The organism is Labrys sp. WJW, from assembly GCF_001676615.1.
Classification (GTDB): domain Bacteria; phylum Pseudomonadota; class Alphaproteobacteria; order Rhizobiales; family Labraceae; genus Labrys; species Labrys sedimenti.
Window position 1 is genome coordinate 77769 of the sequence record NZ_LYXZ01000038.1, and the last position, 19928, is coordinate 97696.

The 19928-nt window shown below is 63.3% G+C and carries 20 protein-coding genes; 14 read left to right on the forward strand and 6 right to left on the reverse strand.

Going from position 1 to position 19928, the window contains the following annotated elements:
* The first annotated feature begins 927 nt into the window (after nt 1-927).
* On the forward strand, nt 928-2556 hold the full coding sequence (gene groL, locus BA190_RS22375; RefSeq protein WP_068292483.1) for a chaperonin GroEL: 1629 nt from the start codon (nt 928-930) through the stop codon (nt 2554-2556).
* Nucleotides 2557-2790: 234 nt separating this feature from the next.
* A complete protein-coding gene (locus BA190_RS36085) occupies nt 2791-2997 on the forward strand; it encodes a hypothetical protein (protein WP_156771656.1) in 207 nt (68 codons plus the stop codon).
* A gap of 59 nt (nt 2998-3056) precedes the next feature.
* Here BA190_RS36085 and BA190_RS22385 read toward each other — a convergent pair whose 3' ends face one another.
* Nucleotides 3057-4481 (reverse strand): CoA transferase, encoded by a 1425-nt coding sequence (locus tag BA190_RS22385; protein ID WP_068292489.1) that lies wholly within the window; start codon nt 4479-4481, stop codon nt 3057-3059.
* A gap of 261 nt (nt 4482-4742) precedes the next feature.
* Here BA190_RS22385 and BA190_RS22390 point away from each other — a divergent pair, with 261 nt between their 5' ends.
* Complete coding sequence (locus BA190_RS22390) at nt 4743-5462, forward strand: DUF3053 family protein (protein ID WP_068292491.1); 720 nt, start codon at nt 4743-4745, stop codon at nt 5460-5462.
* Between the two features lie 41 nt (nt 5463-5503).
* Nucleotides 5504-5752 (forward strand): hypothetical protein, encoded by a 249-nt coding sequence (locus tag BA190_RS22395; protein WP_245314901.1) that lies wholly within the window; start codon nt 5504-5506, stop codon nt 5750-5752.
* A 48-nt stretch (nt 5753-5800) separates the two neighbouring features.
* Here BA190_RS22395 and BA190_RS22400 read toward each other — a convergent pair whose 3' ends face one another.
* Together BA190_RS22400 and BA190_RS22405 are read right to left on the reverse strand one after the other, a co-directional pair.
* Nucleotides 5801-6100, reverse strand: a complete 300-nt coding sequence (locus tag BA190_RS22400; RefSeq protein WP_068292590.1) for an I78 family peptidase inhibitor — start codon at nt 6098-6100, stop codon at nt 5801-5803.
* Nucleotides 6101-6423: 323 nt separating this feature from the next.
* Nucleotides 6424-7362 carry an alpha/beta fold hydrolase gene (locus tag BA190_RS22405; protein ID WP_245314903.1) on the reverse strand — a complete coding sequence of 313 codons (939 nt, stop codon included), beginning with the start codon at nt 7360-7362 and terminating at the stop codon, nt 6424-6426.
* A 110-nt stretch (nt 7363-7472) separates the two neighbouring features.
* On the opposite strand from BA190_RS22405, the gene BA190_RS22410 reads away from it, so the two are divergent.
* On the forward strand, nt 7473-7946 hold the full coding sequence (locus tag BA190_RS22410; RefSeq protein ID WP_068292499.1) for a helix-turn-helix domain-containing protein: 474 nt from the start codon (nt 7473-7475) through the stop codon (nt 7944-7946).
* A 27-nt stretch (nt 7947-7973) separates the two neighbouring features.
* On the opposite strand, the gene BA190_RS22415 is transcribed toward BA190_RS22410, so the two are convergent.
* Nucleotides 7974-8438: an Rrf2 family transcriptional regulator gene (locus BA190_RS22415; RefSeq protein WP_068292502.1), complete on the reverse strand. Its 465-nt coding sequence runs from the start codon at nt 8436-8438 to the stop codon at nt 7974-7976.
* 205 nt (nt 8439-8643) lie between these two features.
* On the opposite strand from BA190_RS22415, the gene BA190_RS22420 reads away from it, so the two are divergent.
* Nucleotides 8644-9588, forward strand: a complete 945-nt coding sequence (locus BA190_RS22420) for an NAD(P)/FAD-dependent oxidoreductase (protein ID WP_068292505.1) — start codon at nt 8644-8646, stop codon at nt 9586-9588.
* Nucleotides 9589-9657: 69 nt separating this feature from the next.
* Here BA190_RS22420 and BA190_RS22425 read toward each other — a convergent pair whose 3' ends face one another.
* Together BA190_RS22425 and BA190_RS22430 are read right to left on the reverse strand one after the other, a co-directional pair.
* Entirely contained in the window at nt 9658-11004 is a 1347-nt protein-coding gene (locus BA190_RS22425) for an aspartate aminotransferase family protein (RefSeq protein WP_068292507.1), read from the reverse strand.
* A gap of 62 nt (nt 11005-11066) precedes the next feature.
* Nucleotides 11067-11921, reverse strand: a complete 855-nt coding sequence (locus tag BA190_RS22430) for a fatty acid desaturase (protein ID WP_068292513.1) — start codon at nt 11919-11921, stop codon at nt 11067-11069.
* A 383-nt stretch (nt 11922-12304) separates the two neighbouring features.
* Between BA190_RS22430 and BA190_RS22440 the strand changes: the two genes are divergently transcribed.
* The 8 genes from BA190_RS22440 to BA190_RS22475 are packed head-to-tail and all read left to right on the forward strand — an operon-like array spanning nt 12305 to nt 19928.
* A complete protein-coding gene (locus BA190_RS22440; protein WP_162275182.1) occupies nt 12305-13072 on the forward strand; it encodes an MtnX-like HAD-IB family phosphatase in 768 nt (255 codons plus the stop codon).
* On the forward strand, nt 13069-13983 hold the full coding sequence (locus tag BA190_RS22445) for an arginase family protein (protein WP_202908506.1): 915 nt from the start codon (nt 13069-13071) through the stop codon (nt 13981-13983). The genes BA190_RS22440 and BA190_RS22445 overlap by 4 nt, the downstream gene beginning before the upstream one ends.
* Nucleotides 13980-14342, forward strand: coding sequence for an EamA family transporter (locus BA190_RS22450; protein ID WP_068292525.1), 363 nt, complete (start codon nt 13980-13982; stop codon nt 14340-14342). The genes BA190_RS22445 and BA190_RS22450 overlap by 4 nt, the downstream gene beginning before the upstream one ends.
* Nucleotides 14339-15241 carry a carboxylesterase gene (locus BA190_RS22455; RefSeq protein WP_082979962.1) on the forward strand — a complete coding sequence of 301 codons (903 nt, stop codon included), beginning with the start codon at nt 14339-14341 and terminating at the stop codon, nt 15239-15241. The genes BA190_RS22450 and BA190_RS22455 overlap by 4 nt, the downstream gene beginning before the upstream one ends.
* Nucleotides 15238-16374, forward strand: a complete 1137-nt coding sequence (locus tag BA190_RS22460; protein WP_068292528.1) for a GNAT family N-acetyltransferase — start codon at nt 15238-15240, stop codon at nt 16372-16374. The genes BA190_RS22455 and BA190_RS22460 overlap by 4 nt, the downstream gene beginning before the upstream one ends.
* Nucleotides 16371-16766 carry an EamA family transporter gene (locus BA190_RS22465; protein ID WP_068292531.1) on the forward strand — a complete coding sequence of 132 codons (396 nt, stop codon included), beginning with the start codon at nt 16371-16373 and terminating at the stop codon, nt 16764-16766. The genes BA190_RS22460 and BA190_RS22465 overlap by 4 nt, the downstream gene beginning before the upstream one ends.
* A 2-nt stretch (nt 16767-16768) precedes the next feature.
* The gene (locus BA190_RS22470) at nt 16769-18571 is read left to right on the forward strand and encodes an ATP-binding protein (RefSeq protein ID WP_068292534.1); all 1803 of its coding nucleotides are present in this window, start codon (nt 16769-16771) and stop codon (nt 18569-18571) included.
* Nucleotides 18546-19928, forward strand: coding sequence for a sigma-54 dependent transcriptional regulator (locus BA190_RS22475; RefSeq protein ID WP_068292537.1), 1383 nt, complete (start codon nt 18546-18548; stop codon nt 19926-19928). The genes BA190_RS22470 and BA190_RS22475 overlap by 26 nt, the downstream gene beginning before the upstream one ends.

Below are 19928 nucleotides of genomic sequence, written 5' to 3' on the forward strand. Positions count from 1 at the left end.
TCTTTGCCGGAACAGCCTTTGCTTCCTCCGGCTGAGGCATCGGAGCCTTCACCACTTTCTGGCCGCGTTTAACGGCGGCCTTGTCGCCTTTCCCATCGCGCGCCTGGGTTTGGACAACCTCGTCCTGCCGCTCGACCGGCACTAGGGCAGGAACGGGCGCAGGCTCCACAGGAGCGGATACCGGGCGTTCGGCCTCGGGTGCAGGATCGGAGGCTCGAGGCTGAAAGAATTGTTCAGCATGTTGCCAGGCCTTGGATCGCGCACCGGCAGGCTCAGGCGTATCCTCCCAGGACGACGTCGGTCGCGGGGGTGGAGAGGGCTGGGCCTGGGCCGGAATCGATCGCGAACGCCTGACCTCGACGAAGAAAGGCTTGGACGGGGGCTTCATTCGGGAATGTATGTTGTTTGCGAGTCGTGGAACTCAGGCAGCATTACACCCTCGATCGTGCTTGGCAAACCGCCAGATCAGGTGAAATGCGAAATACCCCTGCTTCTCCCCACCAAGAAGTGGTCATTCTGCGCTCCGCGCCGGATCATTGCACCGTCGGTGGTGCGTTCCTGCATCGTGCACCGAGCCAGCCTCTTCAATGTTTTTCGCCTCCTTTGCCGGCGCTAGAGGGCGATCACGATCGGCCGGCTCTTCCGTCTCAATGATTTTGCGCGGTAAACCAGGAAAGACGCCAAGGTCGACCGAGGGAGTATTCTGGCTAAAGCGCTTCTCCCAAAAAGTTGATAGACTTCTCGACCAATAAAACCCGTCAAAATGGGATCTAGAGAAAAAGTTCGGTTTGGGGATTTCCCGCTTCGCTCGGGCATGTCGCGATTTGAGGGAGACGTTTCAAACCGCAAGACCGCACCGAACCAACACGTTAGCGCAAAAATGTGCGGTCTTGCCGAAGGGTCGAGCCATTCCAGGGAGAAATTGTCATGGCTGCCAAGGACGTGAAGTTTTCATCCGAAGCGCGTGAGAAGATGTTGCGGGGCGTTGATCTGCTCGCAGATGCAGTCAAGGTGACCCTCGGCCCCAAGGGTCGCAATGTCGTCATCGAGAAGAGCTTCGGTGCTCCCCGCATCACCAAGGATGGCGTGACCGTCGCCAAGGAAATCGAACTCGCCGACAAGTTCGAGAATATGGGCGCGCAATTGGTCCGCGAGGTTGCCGCCAAGACGTCGGACGTCGCCGGCGACGGTACCACCACAGCCACCGTCCTGGCCCAGGCCATCGTCAGAGAGGGGGCCAAGGCAGTGGCCGCCGGCATGAATCCCATGGATCTCAAGCGGGGCATCGACATGGCGGTGGAAGCCGTCGTCGCCGATCTCAAGAACCACGCCCGCCAGGTCACCAAGAACAATGAAATCGCCCAGGTCGGCACGATCTCGGCCAATGGCGATGCCGAGATCGGCGAGTTCCTCGCCAAGGCGATGAAGAAGGTCGGCAATGAGGGCGTGATTACCGTCGAGGAAGCAACGGCGCTGACCACAGAACTCGAAGTGGTGGAGGGCATGCAGTTCGACCGGGGTTACATCTCGCCCTATTTCGTCACCAATGCCGAGAAGATGCGGGCCGAGCTCGAAGAGCCCTACATCCTCATCCACGAAAAGAAGCTTTCCAGCCTGCAAGCCTTGCTGCCCTTGCTGGAAGCCGTCGTGCAAAGCGGCCGTCCTCTGCTGATCATCGCCGAGGACGTGGAAGGCGAGGCGCTTGCTACCCTGGTGGTGAACAAGCTGCGTGGCGGGTTGAAGGTCGCTGCCGTCAAGGCGCCGGGCTTCGGCGACCGGCGCAAGGCCATGCTCGAGGACATTGCCATCCTCGCCGGCGGAGCCGTCGTCAGCGAAGATCTCGGCATCAAGCTCGAGAATGTCGGGCTGCCAATGCTCGGGCAGGCCAAGAAGGTGGTGATCGAAAAGGAAAGCACCACGATCGTCGACGGCGCCGGCAAGAAAGCGGAGATCCAGGCCCGTATCGGCCAGATCCGCGCTCAGATCGAGGAGACCAGCTCCGACTACGACCGCGAGAAACTGCAGGAGCGCCTGGCCAAGCTGGCGGGCGGCGTGGCGGTGATCCGGGTCGGCGGTGCCACCGAAGTCGAGGTCAAGGAGCGCAAGGACCGGGTCGATGATGCGCTCCATGCGACCCGTGCGGCCGTGGAGGAAGGCATCCTGCCCGGCGGCGGCGTGGCCCTGCTGCGCTCGCTCGGCGCCCTGGGCACCCTGAAACCGGGCAACAGCGACCAGAAAACCGGTATCGACATCGTCAGGCGCGCAATCGAAGTGCCGGCCCGGCAGATCGCGGCGAATGCCGGTGCCGACGCCAGCATCATCATCGGCAAGCTTCTGGAAAAGGACAGCTATAATTGGGGCTACAATGCCTATACGGGCGAATATCAGGATCTCGTCCGAGCCGGCGTGATCGATCCCGCCAAGGTGGTGCGGACGGCCCTGCAGGGGGCAGCATCGATCGCAGCCCTATTGATCACCACCGAGGCGCTGGTGGCTGAACTGCCCGGCAAGGAAGCCCCACCGGCCATGCCGGGCGGCGGTGGCATGGGCTTTTAAGAGCCGCGATATCGCGCCCAGGACGGGGCACCGGAGGGAAACTCGCGCCGTGCGGGTTCCGCGATGGTGCCTTGTCAAACGTCGCCCGCAGCCTGGTTCCAGCTGTTTTCCAGCCATTGTGATCGGGTGATGGTCGCAATGTGCGAAATCGCACTGACGAGCCCTGCCGCGTCCTGCCTTGTCGTTACGTCATGTCGGCAGTTCGAGGGCAAGATCTTGGTGCGGAAAGAAACGTTGCTGGACCTTATCGAGGGACAATCCCAGGCCGGGAAAGCGGGCCGAAGGATTGCCCGTCGCCAGTACTGTTTCGCCGCCTGCACCGTCGCGACGCTCGCAGTGGCCATGGTGACCACGGCTATTGCCGGCGTCTCGGCCTATCAGGGCCAGACGACCTATTGGAACCATCCAGCCCACAAGCGCGCATCGCTGGCCAGGCCTTAGAACCGGGATCTTCGGTGCCGTGAGCAGTATTCGGGCACGAACATACTGCTGCTGATGCGTCAGGCTTTGTCGGCGAGCCAGGCCGCCGCAGACGATCCCAGCTTCGATGCGGGTAAATCCCATGCCGCGGGATTGTCCGCGATCGCAACCGGTGGGCGGATACGCCGGGCTGGGCCCCAGCCTGTCTGCTCGACAAGGTCGGACCAGTCGGCGGGCTGTTCGGGTGCCAACGCTTCCATACTGTCCTGGTTTCCATTTGAAACTAGGAGGCGAGCCGTTCGCGCCAGCGATCCCCGAACCTCGCATCCCCGCCCCGTCTGCAGCCGCTCCACCAGGCCGCGGACGGCCGCTGCGGCCAGGATATAGCCCGTGGCATGGTCGAGCGCCTGTCCCGGCAGCGGTGTCGGACGATCGCGCCCTGACGCCCGCATGCCTGCGTCGGCAATCCCCGTGCTCATCTGAATCAGGCTGTCATAACCGCGACGCCCCTGCCACGGCCCGTTCCAGCCATAGGCGTCGAGGCAGACATCGATCAGCCCGGGATTGAGGTGACGGCGGCGCGCGGAGCCGAGCCCGAGGCGGGCCAGGGCATCGGGCCGATAGCCGTGAACGAATATGTCCGCTTGGGTGAGCAACCGCTCGAGCACATGCAGGCCATCCGGGTTTTTCAGGTCGAGCCGGGCACAGCGTTTGCCGAGCACCACCTCCGGCACCGTGGCCGGTTCTTCCCACCCAGGAGGATCGATGCGCAGGACCTCGGCCCCGAACCCCGCGAGGAAGCGCGTTGCGACGGGTCCGGCAAGAATGCGCGTCAAGTCCAGCACGCGGATGCCCTGCAAGGGCCGGCCAGCCGACAATGTCGCGCGCAGTCGGTTACCGCCGGTGCTGCTGCTACGATGCAGCAGCGGCTCCGCATTGACGGCCCTTCCCTGCGCGTGATCGGCCCATTGTTCGAGCGTGCGCATGGCTGCGGCACAGCCATTCTCGGTGACGATGGCCGTCTCCAGCGCCTCTGCCTGCCATTGCCTCACGGCCGCAGCCACCACCTCGCGATCGGCTGCTGACTTTAGGACGTCCAGGGCCGCCTCGCGGTGATGCGGGGCGTTTGTATGCAGCCGGATCCAGCCATCCGCGGCCTGATAATCGCCGGCCACGGCATCCCATTGCGGCGGCATCGACCAGCCCTGGGGTCGTAGCGAGGTGAGGAACCAGAAAGAGGCCAGCCGTCGATCGACCTGCACGGCAGGGAATCTGCCCCGCTGCAGCGATACCAACTCGGCGACGGCGAGGCCGGCGGCTCCTACCGCAGCGCTGGCGAGATCGGTGACGTGGAATATCGAGGGGAGAGCGCCGGCACCGCTTATCGTCAGATGGCTGAGATGCGCAGGATCCCCGCCGACAGCGCTCCAGATTTCGCTGACGAAACAAGCACCGGGAGCAGAAACCGTCGAGGAAAGCAATGTCGCAGCGATGTCGTCATGCATGGAAGCCTCAATGTGATCTTGTTCGATGAACAACTCTGCAGGTGTCGGGGCTCAGATGTCGCCCGATGCTGAAACCTGCAAGCCGAACTGGTAGCGCACAGAGCTTGAATGAACGACATGGCATGCTAGGTACGCTTGTCCTGCCTTCTCACCCTCGACCTTCTCCCTACTGCTTCCAGAGGGTGAAATTTCTATGATTTCAATGTTCTTTCTGGAATTTTTCTTCAAAGCACTCAATTCGAATTACCTGGAATCGACAGTATGAACTCGTTTGTCCGCCCCATGGCTTTTCTGGGGATTCTGCTCTGCCTTGCCCTTTCCGCCTGCGGGGACCAGGAACCCAGCCAACGCAAGGAGTTCATCGAATTCCTGCAGACCCGCATTCTCGACAAGCCCGGCGCTCATGTGCCGCAACTGAGCGGCAATCAGAAGGACGCCTTCGGTCCCTACGTCAAGGATTACGCCATCATCACCGACTTCGCGGCAGGCCCGTCCGGTGAGCCAGGCAATCTGCAGCAGCGCTTCAGCGCCATCATGGCGAAGGGCTCCATCCGTTCGATGAGCGATCTGGCGTCACGGCGCGAGGATCTGGTCGCAGTGCAAAATCTCATCGGAGAGCTCGGTGGCGCCATCGACCAGGCCCTTGCCAAGGCCGGTGCCGCAAAGGCTCAGCTCAAGCAGCCCGAGGATCTCAAGGCCGTTTTCGACAGGGCCTATGAGCGTGACGTGACGAACGTGGCCAGCAGCGTCAAGCAGATGCTGCCGCCGGTCCAGGACATGATTGCCGCTGCGTTGCAGCTCTCCGATTTCATCGCAAGCCACAAGGACAAGCTCGAAGTCACCGGCATGATGATCACTACCAAGGATCAGAAGACCCTGGCATCCCTGCAGCCTCTGCTCAACGATTTCAACGCCAAGGGACAGGCTGTGATGGCACTGCAACAGAAATTCCGTTCTTCCATGCTCGGCACGGGAAACTGAGCCAACCTTCCTTCGATTTCATCAGGCCATAGGTATTTGATATGCTGATATTGCGAAAACTCGTCATGATCGTGGTGGTGGCCGTCATCGCCATCGTCGGCACGGCCGGCTATCGCTGGTATGACTATGTGACGGCCGCCAAGGACCCGCTCGACGAAGTCGGCATCGAACTCAACAGCCGCATGCCGATGGCCTTGCGCAAATGGGGCTGCTACCAGTTGCAAAAGCGTTTTGGAGACCGCCTGCCGCCTTATGGCTGCTCCAGCGGCGACGGCCGGAGCTGGATGTAGCCAGACCGCCACATCGCCCCGTCCGAGCGGTGGAAGGGTGGCCTTTCATCAGCCGCAGCCGGCGCTGACCACCCGCCCGGTCGCCGGGTTGGTGGTGATGGTGACCCGGTCCGGACGAAAATCGAAGGTGACGGCCTGGCCCGGCTTGATCTGGCGCACAATCCGGGCGCCGGTCAGTTTCCTGGCCTCGTCATCGCTTGGCCTGGGCTGGCCGACCAGACGTTGCGCCGCCGCCGCCACGCAGGCCGGAGGTTGTCCCGGCTGCGCTGCATTGGAGGCACAAGCCGCCAGCGCCAGCATGGCGATGGCCAGGAAAGGCAGGAAGGGCTTGAACTGGCCTGCGGGCATGACGAATTCCTCATCGCGGCATTTGATCACCGATAAACCGATCGAACGCTGTCCTGCCGGACTCTGCCCCGGCGGCCTCGCCGCCGGATCCAATATGGCAAGAATTGCAAATTACATCATATTTTTCAATATATTATATATATTCGTGCATCTTAAAAATTCGGAAGATCTCTTGCCGTTCTAGCCTGGCGGCATGGCCTCGATATGGCAGACCTTACGCCTCGCATGCGCTGTCGCCGCGTCCCTTCGCAGAGCTGGGAGCATCCGCATGCAGGAACGTCGCGGTGCTGTCGAATGATCACTACAGGAGCAACTACGCGGCCTCAGGATCGCTGAATGAAATCGCGGATCAGATCGGCGACGGTGTCCGGAGCATCTTCGAAGCAGTAATGCCCTACTCCCTTAAGCCGCTCGATGGGCGCCCGAGGGAAAAGCTCGGAGAACAAGGGCAGGAAATGGTCGGCCTGGAGCGTGCGATCCGCCTCCCCCCAGATCGCCAAGGCAGGCTTGTCGCGGATGATCTCGATGGCAGCCAGGCTGGGTTGCTCGAACCGGTGGATGCCAAGGGCAAAGCCCGCGGCCCAGCCGATTGCGCCCAGGCATTCGGCCGGCTCCGAAAAGGGCGCGCCATAGGCCGAAAGCCAGGTATCGGTGATGGCGGCATTGTTCTCGAAGCCGTTGAGCTTCAACGTGCTCAAAATGTTGAAGCCGAGTTGGCCAAGCACGCTTCTCAGCACGCCGCCGGCATGGGCCTGAGCAATCCACTGGAACCACGGCGATGCCGACGCATTGGCGGTGAGGCGCTCGACGAGATCGGCCTGCCCGAAGGGCGTCGGCCCATTGGCCGAGATGATCCGGCGGATCCGCTGCGGCTGCCGCGCGGCAAGCCCCATGCCGACGGGACCGCCGAAATCATGCATGACGAGAGTGATATTGCCGAGGTCGAGTGCAAGGACGAAGTGCTCGAGATTGTCGATGTGATCCTGCAGCCAATAGGTGCGCCCTGTCGGGGTCTCGCTCTTGCCGAAGCCCATGTGATCGGGAACGATCACGCGATGCGTTCGGCTCAGGCCAGGGATGATGTGGCGGAAAAGATACCCCCAGGTCGGTTCGCCATGCAGGCACAGTATGGGCTCGCCATCACCGGGGCCTTCATCGACATAGTGCATTTGAAAGCCGGCCGCGTCGGTGAAGCGCGGGGCGAATGGAAAGGTGTCGTCGAAGGTGGCCTGCGCCTCGATCATGGGAGTATCTGCCTTCATGGTTTTAGATTGAAACCACGAAAGGATTAGACCTTGTGGTTTCAGTTTGCAACCGATATGTTGCGAGACGGGAGCCCACGCCGGGTGAACGAGAATGATGGACGAATGTCATGGCCAAGCGGATAAGCCACCAGCAATCCCTATGCGGCGTTGCCCGGCCGCTGGATGCGATCGGCGACTGGTGGTCGCTGCTGATCGTGCGTGACGCTTTCGACGGCCTGCGCCGGTTCGGAGAATTTCAAAAGAATCTCGGCCTGGCCAAGAACATTCTCTCGGCACGTCTGCGCAATCTGGTGAGCCATGGCATCATGGATCTGGTGCCCGCCGGCGATGGCAGCCCCCATCACGAATATATCCTGACCGAGAAGGGCCGCGGCCTGTTCCTGGTGCTGGTCGCCCTGCGGCAATGGGGGGAGGATTTCTTCTTCGAGCCGGACGAGGCGCATGTGCTGCTGGTGGACACGAAGACCGCCCTCCCCGTGCGCAGGCTTGAGCTGCGCGCCCAGGACGGACGCGTGCTTGGCGCACAGGACACGTTCGTCCGCAGCCCACCGGGACGGATGGATGCGGAGAAGGCGGGTTGAGCCCTCCTCGCACACACAACGGCCGTTCTAGCATTCCTCCCGATGCGCATCGCACCGGCGGTCGCCATGAGTGGCCAGGCGGGCTTGGAAATCGGCGGAGAGATCCGCCAGCGTGACCTTGGCAAACTGATCGAGCAACAGTTGGCGCGCCTGACCGAGCGCATCGTCGAGGCGGGCATTCACCGCCTGCTCGACCAGGCATTGCGCGTGGTCCTCGGCAAGACCCAGGGCGAATATGGGTGGCTCGCCGATGGCAGCATAGACATCGAGCAAGGTGAATTCACCGAGAGGCCGGGCCAGTTTCCAGCCGCCGCCATGGCCCTTCTCCGAGGTCACATAGCCTTGCTCCCGCAGGCCCGCCATGGTGCGGCGGATCACCACGGGATTGGTGTCGAGCATCCTGCCGATCTCGTCCGAGGTCAGTCCGCGTTCGGCCTGGTCGATATGAAGCAGCACATGGAGCATGCGTGACAACCGGCTGTCGCGAGCCATTCTGTCCCCTTTCCTTGCAGCATTCCCGACCGGCTACCGCACCGTGGCGATGATGGGCTGCCGCCATCAGTGATAACCGGAATTGCGTCTCGTAACAATAAAAGTTGCGTTCCTCGTCGGCCGAGCTATCATGTAACTCTCAATGATACATATCTGGCAGGCGCGCCAGCGAACCGCTTTTCAACCTCGACACATAGGTGCTTCAATGACTGCATCGCCCCTCGACGATGCCGACCGCCCCCCTCACGACGTCATCATCGTCGGCGGCAGTTTTGCCGGCGTCTCTGCGGCGATGCAGCTCGCCCGCGCCCGACGCCGGGTGCTGCTCATCGATGCCGGCCTGCCGCGAAACCGTTTCGTGGAGAGCGCCCATGGTTTTCTCGGCCAGGATGGACGCCCGCCGCGCGAGATCATCGGCACCGCTCTTGCTCAGCTCTCCGCCTATCCGACTTTCGGTTTCCTTGCCGGCCAGGCCCGGCAGGCACGCCGGAGCGGAGCGGTCTTCGAGGTCGACCTCGGAGACAAGGGCATCGCCCTTGGCCGGCGGCTGATCCTGGCGACCGGCGTCGGGGACGAATTGCCCGAGATCGCCGGCATGCGCGAGCGCTGGGGCCTTTCCATCTTCAGCTGCCCTTATTGCCATGGCTATGAAGTCGCGGATCGCCGCCTCGGCGTCATCGCCAACCATCCGATGTCGGCGCATCAGGCCGTGCTGGTGTCGGATTGGGGCCCGACGGTCTATTTCACCCAAGGGCGGTTCGAGCCCGACGAGGACCTCCTCCCTCTGTTCCGCGCTCGCAACATCGAGGTCGAGCAGAGCCCGGCCGTCGAGATCATCGGCACCGGCACGGCGATCGAGGCCGTCCGATGCACCAATGGCCTGACGGTGCCGGTCGGGGCCATCTTCACTGCGCCGCGAACCTGCTTGACGTCACCGCTGGCAGAACAGCTCGGCTGCCGGATCGAGGACGGTCCCCTCGGGCCTCTCGTCAGCGTCGATGACCAGAAGCGTACCAGCGTCGAGGGTGTCTTTGCCGCCGGCGACGTCACCAGCATGATGGCGAATGCCACGATGGCTTCGGCTGCCGGCGTAATGGCCGGCGTATCCGCCCATCGCTCCCTCGTGTTCGAGGGCGCGATGCAAGGCTAATCCATCGCACGTGGCAGCAGGCCGGAAGCGGCCGGCCGCCAGGTGCAAGCCACCGGACGGCCCGACCGATCACATCGTTCGAGCAAGGCTGTCGGCGACATCCTTTGCAGCCGACAGCGTCACCGCGACGTCCTCGCTACTGTGGGCCGTCGATACGAACAGGTTCTCGTAAGCGCCGGGATGGAAGAGCACGCCGCGCTCCAGCATGCCCTCGAACCAGCGCCGGAACAGGCCCTGGTCGGCGTAGCGTTCGGCGTCGCGATAATTGTGGATCGGCTTGTCGGCGAACCACACCTGCATCAAGGGGCCGAGACCGACCGTGTAGGCAGGCAACCCTGCCTGCTTCAGGACGAGGTCGAGCCCCGTCCTCAGTTCATCCGAGACGGCATCCAGTCGCTCATAGACCCCGCTTTGGCCGAGCTCGTCCAGAGCCGCATTGGCGGCAGCGACCGCAATGCCATTGGCCGTGTAGGTGCCGGCCATCGACACGGTGCCGTCGGCGACCAAGCTCATGATCTCCTTCCTGCCTCCGAGCGCCGCCACCGGGAAGCCGCCGCCGAGCCCCTTGGCGAACACCGACAAATCAGGCCGGATGCCGAACCGCGCCTGGGCGCCGCCGAGGCCGAGCCGGAAACCGGTGATGACCTCGTCGAAGATCAGCACGACGTCGTGACGGGTGGCGAGATCGCGCATCGCCTCCAGGTAGCCGGGCTTGGGCAGGATGCAGCCGGTATTGCACATCACCGGCTCGGTGATGATGCCGGCGATCTCCTCGCCGTGTTTGGCCAGAACGTCGGCCAGCACCTGCGCGTCGTTCCAGGGCAGGATGATCAGGTTCTCTTCCACGCCGCGCGGCATGCCGGGACCCTGGGCCACCGCTTTGGGGCTATGATCGGGCCCGGCCTTGTCGATCGGGGGATGCTTGCTCCAATACACCCCATCCGAAAAGCCATGATACATGCCCTCGAAGCGGATGATCTTGCGCTTTCTGGTGAAGGCCCGAGCCAGGCGGGTGGCATAGAGCACGGCCTCGGTGCCGGTATTGCACAGGCGTACCTGCTCGACGCCGGGGACCGCGGCCACGATCTTTTCGGCCAGGACCGCCTCGTCGGCCGTCGGCAAGGCGAAGACGGTGCCACGCTGCTCGATGAAGTCGACGACCGCCCGGGTCACCTGGGGTGGGCGATGCCCGAGGATCATCGGGCCGAGCCCGAGGAGATAGTCGATATAGTGATTGCCGTCGACATCGACGAGCCGCGATCCTTCCCCCTTCTCGACGAACAGGGGATAAGGCAGCCAGCCTGACCATTGGGCCCGGGCGGTCGAGTTTACGCCACCGGGAATGACATGGCGCGCCGTCTCGAACAGGGAGGCACTGGTGGTGGTACGCGTGAGGGAGGGGCTGATGTAATTCACGGGATTGTCTCGATTGAGGAGGGTTTTGGCGGGCGCGTCACATTGGAACCGACGAGCGGGCGTCAGTGCTGGGCGAGATCGGCGTCAAGGAAGCCGAGAGGATGGGGTGGGCGGATCACCCGCGTGCCGGCCTGTTCCTGATCCGCGGCAATGGTGCGGTGCAGCTCGGGCATCTTGGTCCAATGAACCTTGGGCCTGTAGTGATGCTCGGCGTGATAGCCATTGTTCATCCAGGTCCAGTTGTAGAACTTTTCATAGGTGCTCACGCCCCAGGCCAGCGGCTTTTCCGGGTCGCCGCCGAAATGCTCGTAGTAGCCGTTGAGGGACGACAGGCATTGGCCCAGATAGTTGAAGGGCAGCATGCAGACGATGAAGCGCCAGTCGAGCAGTGCCAGCACCAGGTAGAAGCCGATCATCACGGCGAGTTCGAACTTGGCCTGCCGGGCCTCGCCCGGACGCCGCACCGCCATGGCCCGGAGGATTTCGGCCGGGTCATCGCGGAAATAGCTGAGGAAGGTATAGGCCCAGACATTTTCGGGCTTGCCGTCATGGCCATGCTTGTAGATCGATAGGTAGTCGATGGTTTTTCCGGCCTCGTCGGGCCTGTCCATATTGCCGCTGTGATGGCGCATATGGACGAAGTTGTACATGGCTTGCGAAAAGCCGAGCGTGATCGACAGCATGAAGCTGAAGACGACGTTCAGAGTCTGGCTGGCAAAGAACGAATTATGGATGAAGTTGTGCGATATACTGTTGATATTCCAGGATATCGATAGCGAATAGATCAACGCCAAGCAGATGAAACTCCACCAGGACAAATGCGGGAAGACGAGAAACAACCCGATCACGGCGAGGAAATGAGCGGTTCCGAGCATGACGGGTACCCAGTCCCACTTTGAATATTGCAGAATGCGCATCTTGAACGTTCCTGGTTCGGCCGCCTTGCCAGGCGACCAACAGAGCGGCTGTCGCATCAACCGCAAGGAACGTGCCAAGATCGCCAAAGCCGGGAATGCCCTCATTCCGCCAAGGCTTTGGCGTGTTGCGCGCTGCGACCGGCAATGGGAGGGCGGCCGGCACCCCGACATTTCCTGACGCGAGCTACAAAACTTGTAGCTCGCAATTTGGAGGAAGCCGAGGAAATCGAGGTGGTGTGCCGATCTCCAGATCGGCATTTTTGCCGGCAGGCGCTTGTCTCCATGGCGGTCTGAAGACCAGCACACCGGTTCGCGGCCGCGCAAAGCTGGCTGGCATGCATCTTGCCATGAAGGAGGCAAATCTCCTGCCGGCGGATCGTGAAATGGCGTATCGGATATATTGCGACTTCGATGGAACGATCGCGACAAGCGACGTGACCGACGTGCTGCTGGAAGCCTTTGCGGCACCCGGCTGGCGCGACATCGAAGCCCAGTGGCAGGCGGGCCTGATCGGTTCCGCCGTTTGCATGGCCCGTCAGGTCGCGCTGCTGCAATGCAGCCGCCCTGCCCTCGATCATCTGCTCGACGCCATCGACATCGATCCCGGTTTCGTCGACTTCGTCGCCTTCTGCCGAGACCATGACATCGAGCCGATCATCGTCAGTGACGGCCTCGATTACGCCATCCGGCGGATCCTGTCGCGCGTCGGCCTAGGAGACCTGCCGGTTATCGCCAATCGCCTGATGTTCCTGGCCGAGGATCGTCATGCCATGCTCAGCCCGCATGCCTCTCCGGCCTGTCATTCCGCGGCCGGAACCTGCAAATGCGAAGCCGTGCGTTCGGCCGGCAGCGCGGAGGCGTACACTACCATCCTGATCGGCGACGGACGTTCCGACTACTGCGCGGCGGGGGTCGTCGACCTCGTCTTTGCCAAGGCAGGCCTGCGGGAGCACTGCCGGGCCAACGGCATCGTGCACCTGCCCTATGCGGATTTTGCCGCGGTCACTCGGCTCCTGGCCGAGCGGCTGCCAAACCTCGGCGTCGCCGGCTTGGCCGACCTGCCCACACACGCTCCCAGCGGCGCCTTTCTCGGACAGGAAAAGCAAACCGTCCTGCTCGAAGCCGGCATCCCCGGCAGGGTGCTGCCATGATGCCGATCCGGGTCCTGGATCTCGACGGCAGCCTGCCCAGCCAGGGGCCGATCGCCCGGCGCCTGCAGTCCGGCCAGGCTGTCCTGCATGACCTGCGCTCGCTCGGGCCGGCCTTGCGCCTATGGGCGCGCCGCCAGACCTATGCCGCCTTCGAGAGCTTCTGGGCCAGCCTGTCGGCCTCATCGAGACCGGCGCTGACGCTGGTCGGTTCCGGCGATTTCCATCACCTTACCGCCAGTTTCATTGCCTCCGCTCCGGGGCCGTTGACCGTGCTCCATTTCGACAATCACCCCGACTGGTGCTGGACCATGCCCCGCCGCCATTGCGGATCCTGGGTCAACGAGGCGCTCGCTCTGCCGCATGTCCAGCGCGTCGTCACCATCGGCCCCTGCAGCGACGATCTCGTGCGTCCAGACCGCAAGGGCGCCAATCTGGAGGCTTTGTCGAACGGACGGCTGGAACTCTTTCCCTGGTGGCATGGTCCCTCGGAAACCCGCAAGGCCGTCCGCAGCGGCGCCGGGCATGTCGCCGCCGACGGGCTGATCCGCTGGCACAACCTGGTGGACCAGGACTGGGGCGACTTCCTCTGTGCCCTGATGGAACGCGTGTCGACCGAGCGGATCTGGATCACCATCGACAAGGACGTGCTGCCGCCGACCGAAGCCGTGACCAATTGGGACCAGGGCGGACTGCCGCTGCAACGCCTGATCGAAGCCATCCGACGCCTGGCAGCCAATTTCAGCGTGGTCGGTGCCGATATCTGCGGCGAATACGCGCCGATCCGCCATCGCAATCCCTTCAAGCTCATCGAATCCCGGCTCGACCAGCCGCGTGTCGAGGCGGCGCCCGATCTCTCCGTCAATGCCCATACCAACGAGCGGCTGATTGCTGCCTTCGAGGCTGCCCTATGAACGGTTTCGCCCTTCTCGTCCTCTTCGGCACGATCCTGTGCGACGTCGTCGGCCAGCTCTGCTTCAAGGCGGGCCTCGACGGCGTCACGGGCGGGGATTCCTCGCGGCCGGTCTGGCTCAAGGTCGCGACCACGCCATTGATCTGGCTGGGCGTGGCGACCTACGCCATCGAGATCGGGGCCTGGCTGTTCGTGCTGTCACGCATGCCGCTGAGCCTGGCCTTCCCGCTGGCGAGCCTCTCCTATTGCGGCATCGCGCTCGCCAGCCGCTTCATCCTCAAGGAACCGGTATCGCGTCGGCGCTGGCTCGGAACCGCCCTCATCGCCGTAGGCGTCGCCATTGTGGGGACCTCGACATGAATGTCCACACCCCGATCGGCCAGCCCGAGGCCGAAAGCTCTCCGTCTACTGCCCAGCCCCATGCCTTTCACTATGCTGGCGGCCCGACTGCCATTCTGTTGATCCACGGGCTGACCGGCACGCCGACCGAGTTGAAGCTGGTCGCCAAGGGCCTCGCACGGGCCGGCTATTCGGTCTATGGCGTGCAGCTTGCGGGCCATTGCGGCAGCGAGGCCGATCTCACCGCAACCGGCTGGAAGGACTGGCTCGCCAGCGCGCTCGAAGCCTTCGACCGGATCCGCCAGGACCACGACGCCGTGTTCGTCGGCGGCCTATCGATGGGCGCGCTGCTGGCCCTGCTGGTGGCATCCCACCGGTCCGACCGGGTGGCCGGCTGCCTGCTCTATTCGCCGACCATGTTCTATGACGGCTGGAGCGTGCCGCGCGGCAGCGTGCTTTTGCATGTGGCGATCCTGCTCGGGCTCGGACGCTTCTTCCGCTTCCGTGAGAATTTTCCCTACGGCATCAAGGACGACCGGCTGCGGGCCAGGGTGCAGGCCGCCATGGAATCCGGCCGCAGCGAAGAGGCGGGCCTGCTCTACATGCCCGGCCGCAGCCTTGCCCAGCTTCTCTACCTCATCCGGGACCTGAAACCGCGCCTGCCCGCCCTGCGCACGCCGGTCCTGGTCCTGCACGCCCGCGAGGACGACGTCACCAGCATCCGCAATGCCAATTATCTGGCGGCCCATCTTGGCGGCAATGTCGAGAAGATCCTGCTGGAGAACAGCTACCACATGATCACGCTCGACCAGGAGCGGGAGCTGGTGATCGATCATTCCGTCGGTTTTCTCAAGCGCACCGAGCCTCGCCGGCTTGCTGCGCCCAGCCTGAGCCTGGCGCTCAATCGAGGACGATCATGACGCTCACCGCCGTCGTCGAAAACTCGATCACCGCCTTCGACAGCGCGGACTGGAACCGCTGCTTTCCGTCCGACCCGGAAAACTGGGCCTTCTATCGCGCCTGCGAGGAAGCCGGGCCTCCCGGCTTCACCTGGTACTACACGGCCATCCGCGACGATGGCCGCCTGATTGCGGTCGTACCGGCCTTCGGCACCGAGTATCGCCTCGACACCACCGTGCAGGGCGTCTTGAAGCGGATCACCAACCAGATCCATCGCCTGCTGCCGGCCCTGCTGTCGCTGCGCCTGATCGCCTTCGGCTCGCCGGTTGCTGAAATCTGCCATCTCGGCTTCGCACCGGAGGTGCCGGCCTATGACCGCCCCGCGCTGCTCAGGCGTATCGTCGCTGCGCTCCAGGAATTCGGCGCGGCCAAGCGCTATGGCCTGCTCGGCATCAAGGACGCCCCCTCCCGCGACGACGGCCTGTGGCGCGGCGCGCTTGCGCCGAACGGCTTCACCCGCTTGCCCGGCCTGCCGACGGCCGTGCTCGACCTCCCCTATGGCAATTTCGACGCCTATCTCGAAAGCCTGAGCAAGGCCACCCGCAAGGACATGCGGCGCAAGCTCAAGGCCTTCAAGGATATCCGCGTTGAGCAGCGTCGCCAGATCGACGACGTCATAAGCGAGGTGTCCGCCCTCTATGAGCAGACGGTCGCCCATAGCGACCTCCAATTCGAATATCTGCCGCCGGACTATTTCCCGCAGCTGCTGCGCTTCCTGGCCCCCGAGGCCAGCGTCTTCCTCTATTGGCACGGCAGCGAGCTGGTCGCCTTCAATTTCGTGATCGAGACGGCGGACCGCCTGATCGACAAATATATCGGCATGAACTACGCCGTCGTTCCGAAATTCAGTCTCTACTTCAACAGCTGGCTGCACAATGTCCGCTATTGCATCGAGCGCGGCATCCCCGTCTATCAGAGCGGCCAGGCATTCTACGGCCCCAAGCTGCGTCTGGGCTGCCGCTTGCAGCCCAATTGGCAATATTTCCGCCATCGCAACGCGGCAATTAACACCATATTGCAAGTCGTCGCCAAATTCGTGCGGTTGGACCGTTTCGATCCCGCGATCGCCAATCTCGTGAAGGAAGCGGCATGACCAACGCGATCTCCACCATGCGCCCAGGCTACCGCAATACCCTGTTCGCGTGGCTGCTCCTGCTGGTGTTCGAGACCACCTCGCAGCTTGCCCTCAAGATCGGCGGGGAGGCGCTGGCGCATCTGCCATTCGGCCTGGCCTGGCTCATGCAAGCGGCAAGCAATCCCTGGGTCATCGTCGGTGTCTTCGCCTATCTCGGGGCCTTCTCGGCCTGGATGGTCATCCTCGATCGCATTCCGCTCAGCTTCGGCTTTCCCCTCACCGCCGTGGTGATGCTGGTGGTTGCCATCGCCTCCCACTACGTCTTTGGTGAAGAGCTCACACCCTGGCGCCTGGTCGGCATCGGCCTGATCGTCGCAGGGGTGGTCGTCATGGGAGGAGGCGACGGGTGACGATGCTCACCGTTCTCTATAAGTGGTGGAGCCGGTCGATACGCTGGAAGCTTGTCGGCGTGTTCGTCATCATCAGCGTCATCCCGATGCTGATCGCGACCAAATTTGCCACGCAGGTCGTCTCCACCACCTTCGAGGACAATGTCGAGGCCTGGCTGTTCCAGACCTCGCACTTCTTCGTGGCCAACATCCTCGACCAGCGCAGGGAAACCGCCAGCATCGCCGACGTGCTCGCCGAGAACGGCAGCCTGACCGCCCTCGTCACCGGGCAGTCGCGCGAGATGCCGCCGGCCGTGTCGCATATGATCAACGCGCTCGGCTACGATCTCCTGCTGATCTCCGACAATGAAGGCAGGGTCGTCTTCTCCTCAAAGCCCGCCACCAACATCACCAGCGTGCCCTTCGGCGAGGGCCAGAAGCTCTATCTCGACGTCATCGACGGTACGCCGACCCTGATGGCAGCGGGTTCCAGCACCTTCGACTATCAGGGCCAGCGCTACCACGTGCTGATCGGCACGTTGGTCGACCAGAGCTTCGTCGCCAATATGGGAGCGCTGTCGTCGCTGACCGTTCGCCTCTACTACAAGGTCAATGGTCAGTTCACGCAGGTCTACGCCTCCGGCGGCCAAACATCAGTGGCCCTGCCCCCGGCAACGCTGGCCGAGGTCGCCGGCAATGCCGCCGACGAGTATACATCCGCCGACATCGATGGCGAGGATACGTCCATCGGCATCTATGCGCCGATCCGTGACGGTAACAATCTCATCGGCGTGCTGTTTTGCGGCCTCAGCTCGGACTCGGGTATTGCCGACTGGGTGACGAGCAAGAACCTGTTCATCGCCATCTTTGCCTTCGGCATGCTGCTGTCGCTCGGTGCCGGGCTGATCATGTCGCGCCTGCTCACCAGCCCGGTCATCCGCCTTGCGGAAGGCGTCAACGCCATTGCGAAGGGCGATTTCACCCAGCGCGTGCCGACCCGCCGGCATGACGAGCTCGGCCAGTTGTCCGTCGCCTTCAACTCGATGGCCCAGCAATTGGAGGGCCTGCGCAAGATGGAGGCCAAGCTCAGACGGCGCGAGCGCATGACCACGCTCGGCGAGGTCGCCGCCGGACTCGCCCATGAGGTGCGCAATCCGCTCGGCATCATCAAGACCTCCGCCGAACTGCTGCAGAACAGCGCCAACCTGTCGGAGGTGGAGACACGGCGCCTGGGCTATGTCATCGACGAGGTCCGCCGGATCGACCAGCTCATCCGCGACTTCCTGGCCTTTGCCCGGCCGCCGCAACGCATGATGGACCTGGCTCCCATCGATCTGATCGACCGGGTTCTCGGCAGTTGCCAGAGCGAGATCGAGCACCAGCAGGTCCTCGTCAATGTCGAGGACGAAAGCGGCGGTGTCCGTATCCATGTCGATCGCGACCAGATGATCCAGGCCTGCCTCAATCTGGTGCTCAATGCCCTTCAGGCGATGGAAGGAGCACCCGAACTGGCGACGGCTCCCGGTCTTGCCGTTCGCCCGCGCCTCGACATCCGTATCGCCAGCGAAGGAGACGAGGTGCATTTCATCTTCGCCGACAACGGGCCGGGCATCCCGCCAACGCTGATCGACCGCATCTTCGATCCCTTCGTCACCACCAAGGACAGCGGCACGGGCCTCGGCCTTGCCCGCGTCTTCGCGGTTGCCGAGGGCCATGGCGGCTGGATCGAGGCCCGCAACGCCGCGCATGGCGGCGCCATTTTCGAACTCGTGATACCCGCATCCCAACGGAGGGCAGGCGATGTCCCAAACGATCCTGCTCGTTGACGACGAGATCAAGCTGCTCGACGTGCTGAGCGGCGTGCTGGAGGGGCTGGGCTATCGTCCGCTCACCGCAAGCAGCGGCGCCGCCGCGCTCGAACGGCTCGAACAGGAACCCGTCGATCTCGTGCTCACCGACCTGCGTATGCCCGGCATGAGCGGGCAGGAATTGCTGGCGGAGATCCACCGCCGCCATCCTTCGATGCCGGTGGTGATCATGACGGCTTATTCGACGGTACGCGACGCTGTCCAGGCCATCAAGGACGGGGCCTTCGACTATATCGACAAACCGATCGAGCAGGAGGAACTGGCGACGACCCTCGCCAACGCCCTGCGCCTGCACGAGGCCTTGCGCGACAATGAGCGCCTGCGCCAGGAATTGGCGGGGCGCTACAAGTTCGACACGCTGGTGGGCAAGTCCCCCGCCTTCCAGAAGGTGCTGCGCGCGATCAGCGAAGTGTGCGAGCAGCGCACCACCGTGCTGCTCACCGGCGAAAGCGGTTCGGGCAAGGAAGTGGTGGCGCGCGCCATCCACTTCAACAGCCCACGCCAGCGCAAGCCTTTCGTCGCGGTCAATTGCGCCGCCATTCCCGAAGCGCTGCTGGAAAGCGAGTTCTTCGGCCATGTGAAGGGCAGCTTCACCGGCGCGGTCAGCAACCGCGTCGGTCGCTTCGCCCAGGCCGAGGGCGGCACGCTCTTCCTCGACGAGGTCGGCGACATGCCGCTCAACCTGCAGGCCAAGATCCTGCGCGTGCTGCAGGAACGCCAGTATGAGCCGGTGGGCGCGACGGGTTCGCGCACGGCCGATGTGCGCATCATCGCGGCGACCAACCGCGACCTCACCGCCATGGTGGCCGAGAACAAGTTCCGCGAAGATCTCTATTACCGCCTCGCCGTGTTCCCGATCGCCTTGCCGCCCCTGCGCGAACGGGCCGAGGATATCCCGCTATTTCTGGACCTTTTCGCCGATGACCTCGCGCCAACCCTCGGCAAGCGCGACATCCGCTTCAGCCCCGATGCTGTCCGGGTACTGACCGCCTATCGCTGGCCCGGCAACATCCGTGAATTGCAGAATTGCGTCGAGCGCTCGCTGATCTCGGCCCGCAGCCCGGTGATATCGGCTGCCGACCTGCCGGCCTACATCGCCGAAAAGCCGGGCAACGGCACGGCACAGGATTTTCCCATTCAACTCGACGATGTCGCCGCCGCCTTCGAGCGCGCGCTCATCGTCGAGGCCCTGAAGCGGGCCGAGGGCGTGCAGGTGCGCGCGGCCGAACTGCTCGGCATCAATGAGCGCAGCCTTTGGCACCGGCTGAAGAAATACGAGATCACCGTCTCCAAGACGGTCGGGCCGCGTTCCTAG

Coding starts and splice junctions, on each gene's coding strand:
- groL (WP_068292483.1), top strand. CDS start 928: ATGGCTGCCAAGGACGTGAAGTTTTCATCCGAAGCGCGTGAGAAGATG.
- BA190_RS22385 (WP_068292489.1), bottom strand. CDS start 4,481: ATGCATGACGACATCGCTGCGACATTGCTTTCCTCGACGGTTTCTGCT.
- BA190_RS22390 (WP_068292491.1), top strand. CDS start 4,743: ATGAACTCGTTTGTCCGCCCCATGGCTTTTCTGGGGATTCTGCTCTGC.
- BA190_RS22395 (WP_245314901.1), top strand. CDS start 5,504: ATGCTGATATTGCGAAAACTCGTCATGATCGTGGTGGTGGCCGTCATC.
- BA190_RS22400 (WP_068292590.1), bottom strand. CDS start 6,100: ATGCCCGCAGGCCAGTTCAAGCCCTTCCTGCCTTTCCTGGCCATCGCC.
- BA190_RS22405 (WP_245314903.1), bottom strand. CDS start 7,362: ATGAAGGCAGATACTCCCATGATCGAGGCGCAGGCCACCTTCGACGAC.
- BA190_RS22410 (WP_068292499.1), top strand. CDS start 7,473: ATGGCCAAGCGGATAAGCCACCAGCAATCCCTATGCGGCGTTGCCCGG.
- BA190_RS22415 (WP_068292502.1), bottom strand. CDS start 8,438: ATGGCTCGCGACAGCCGGTTGTCACGCATGCTCCATGTGCTGCTTCAT.
- BA190_RS22420 (WP_068292505.1), top strand. CDS start 8,644: ATGACTGCATCGCCCCTCGACGATGCCGACCGCCCCCCTCACGACGTC.
- BA190_RS22430 (WP_068292513.1), bottom strand. CDS start 11,921: ATGCGCATTCTGCAATATTCAAAGTGGGACTGGGTACCCGTCATGCTC.
- BA190_RS22440 (WP_162275182.1), top strand. CDS start 12,305: ATGGCGTATCGGATATATTGCGACTTCGATGGAACGATCGCGACAAGC.
- BA190_RS22445 (WP_202908506.1), top strand. CDS start 13,069: ATGATGCCGATCCGGGTCCTGGATCTCGACGGCAGCCTGCCCAGCCAG.
- BA190_RS22450 (WP_068292525.1), top strand. CDS start 13,980: ATGAACGGTTTCGCCCTTCTCGTCCTCTTCGGCACGATCCTGTGCGAC.
- BA190_RS22455 (WP_082979962.1), top strand. CDS start 14,339: ATGAATGTCCACACCCCGATCGGCCAGCCCGAGGCCGAAAGCTCTCCG.
- BA190_RS22460 (WP_068292528.1), top strand. CDS start 15,238: ATGACGCTCACCGCCGTCGTCGAAAACTCGATCACCGCCTTCGACAGC.
- BA190_RS22465 (WP_068292531.1), top strand. CDS start 16,371: ATGACCAACGCGATCTCCACCATGCGCCCAGGCTACCGCAATACCCTG.
- BA190_RS22470 (WP_068292534.1), top strand. CDS start 16,769: ATGCTCACCGTTCTCTATAAGTGGTGGAGCCGGTCGATACGCTGGAAG.
- BA190_RS22475 (WP_068292537.1), top strand. CDS start 18,546: ATGTCCCAAACGATCCTGCTCGTTGACGACGAGATCAAGCTGCTCGAC.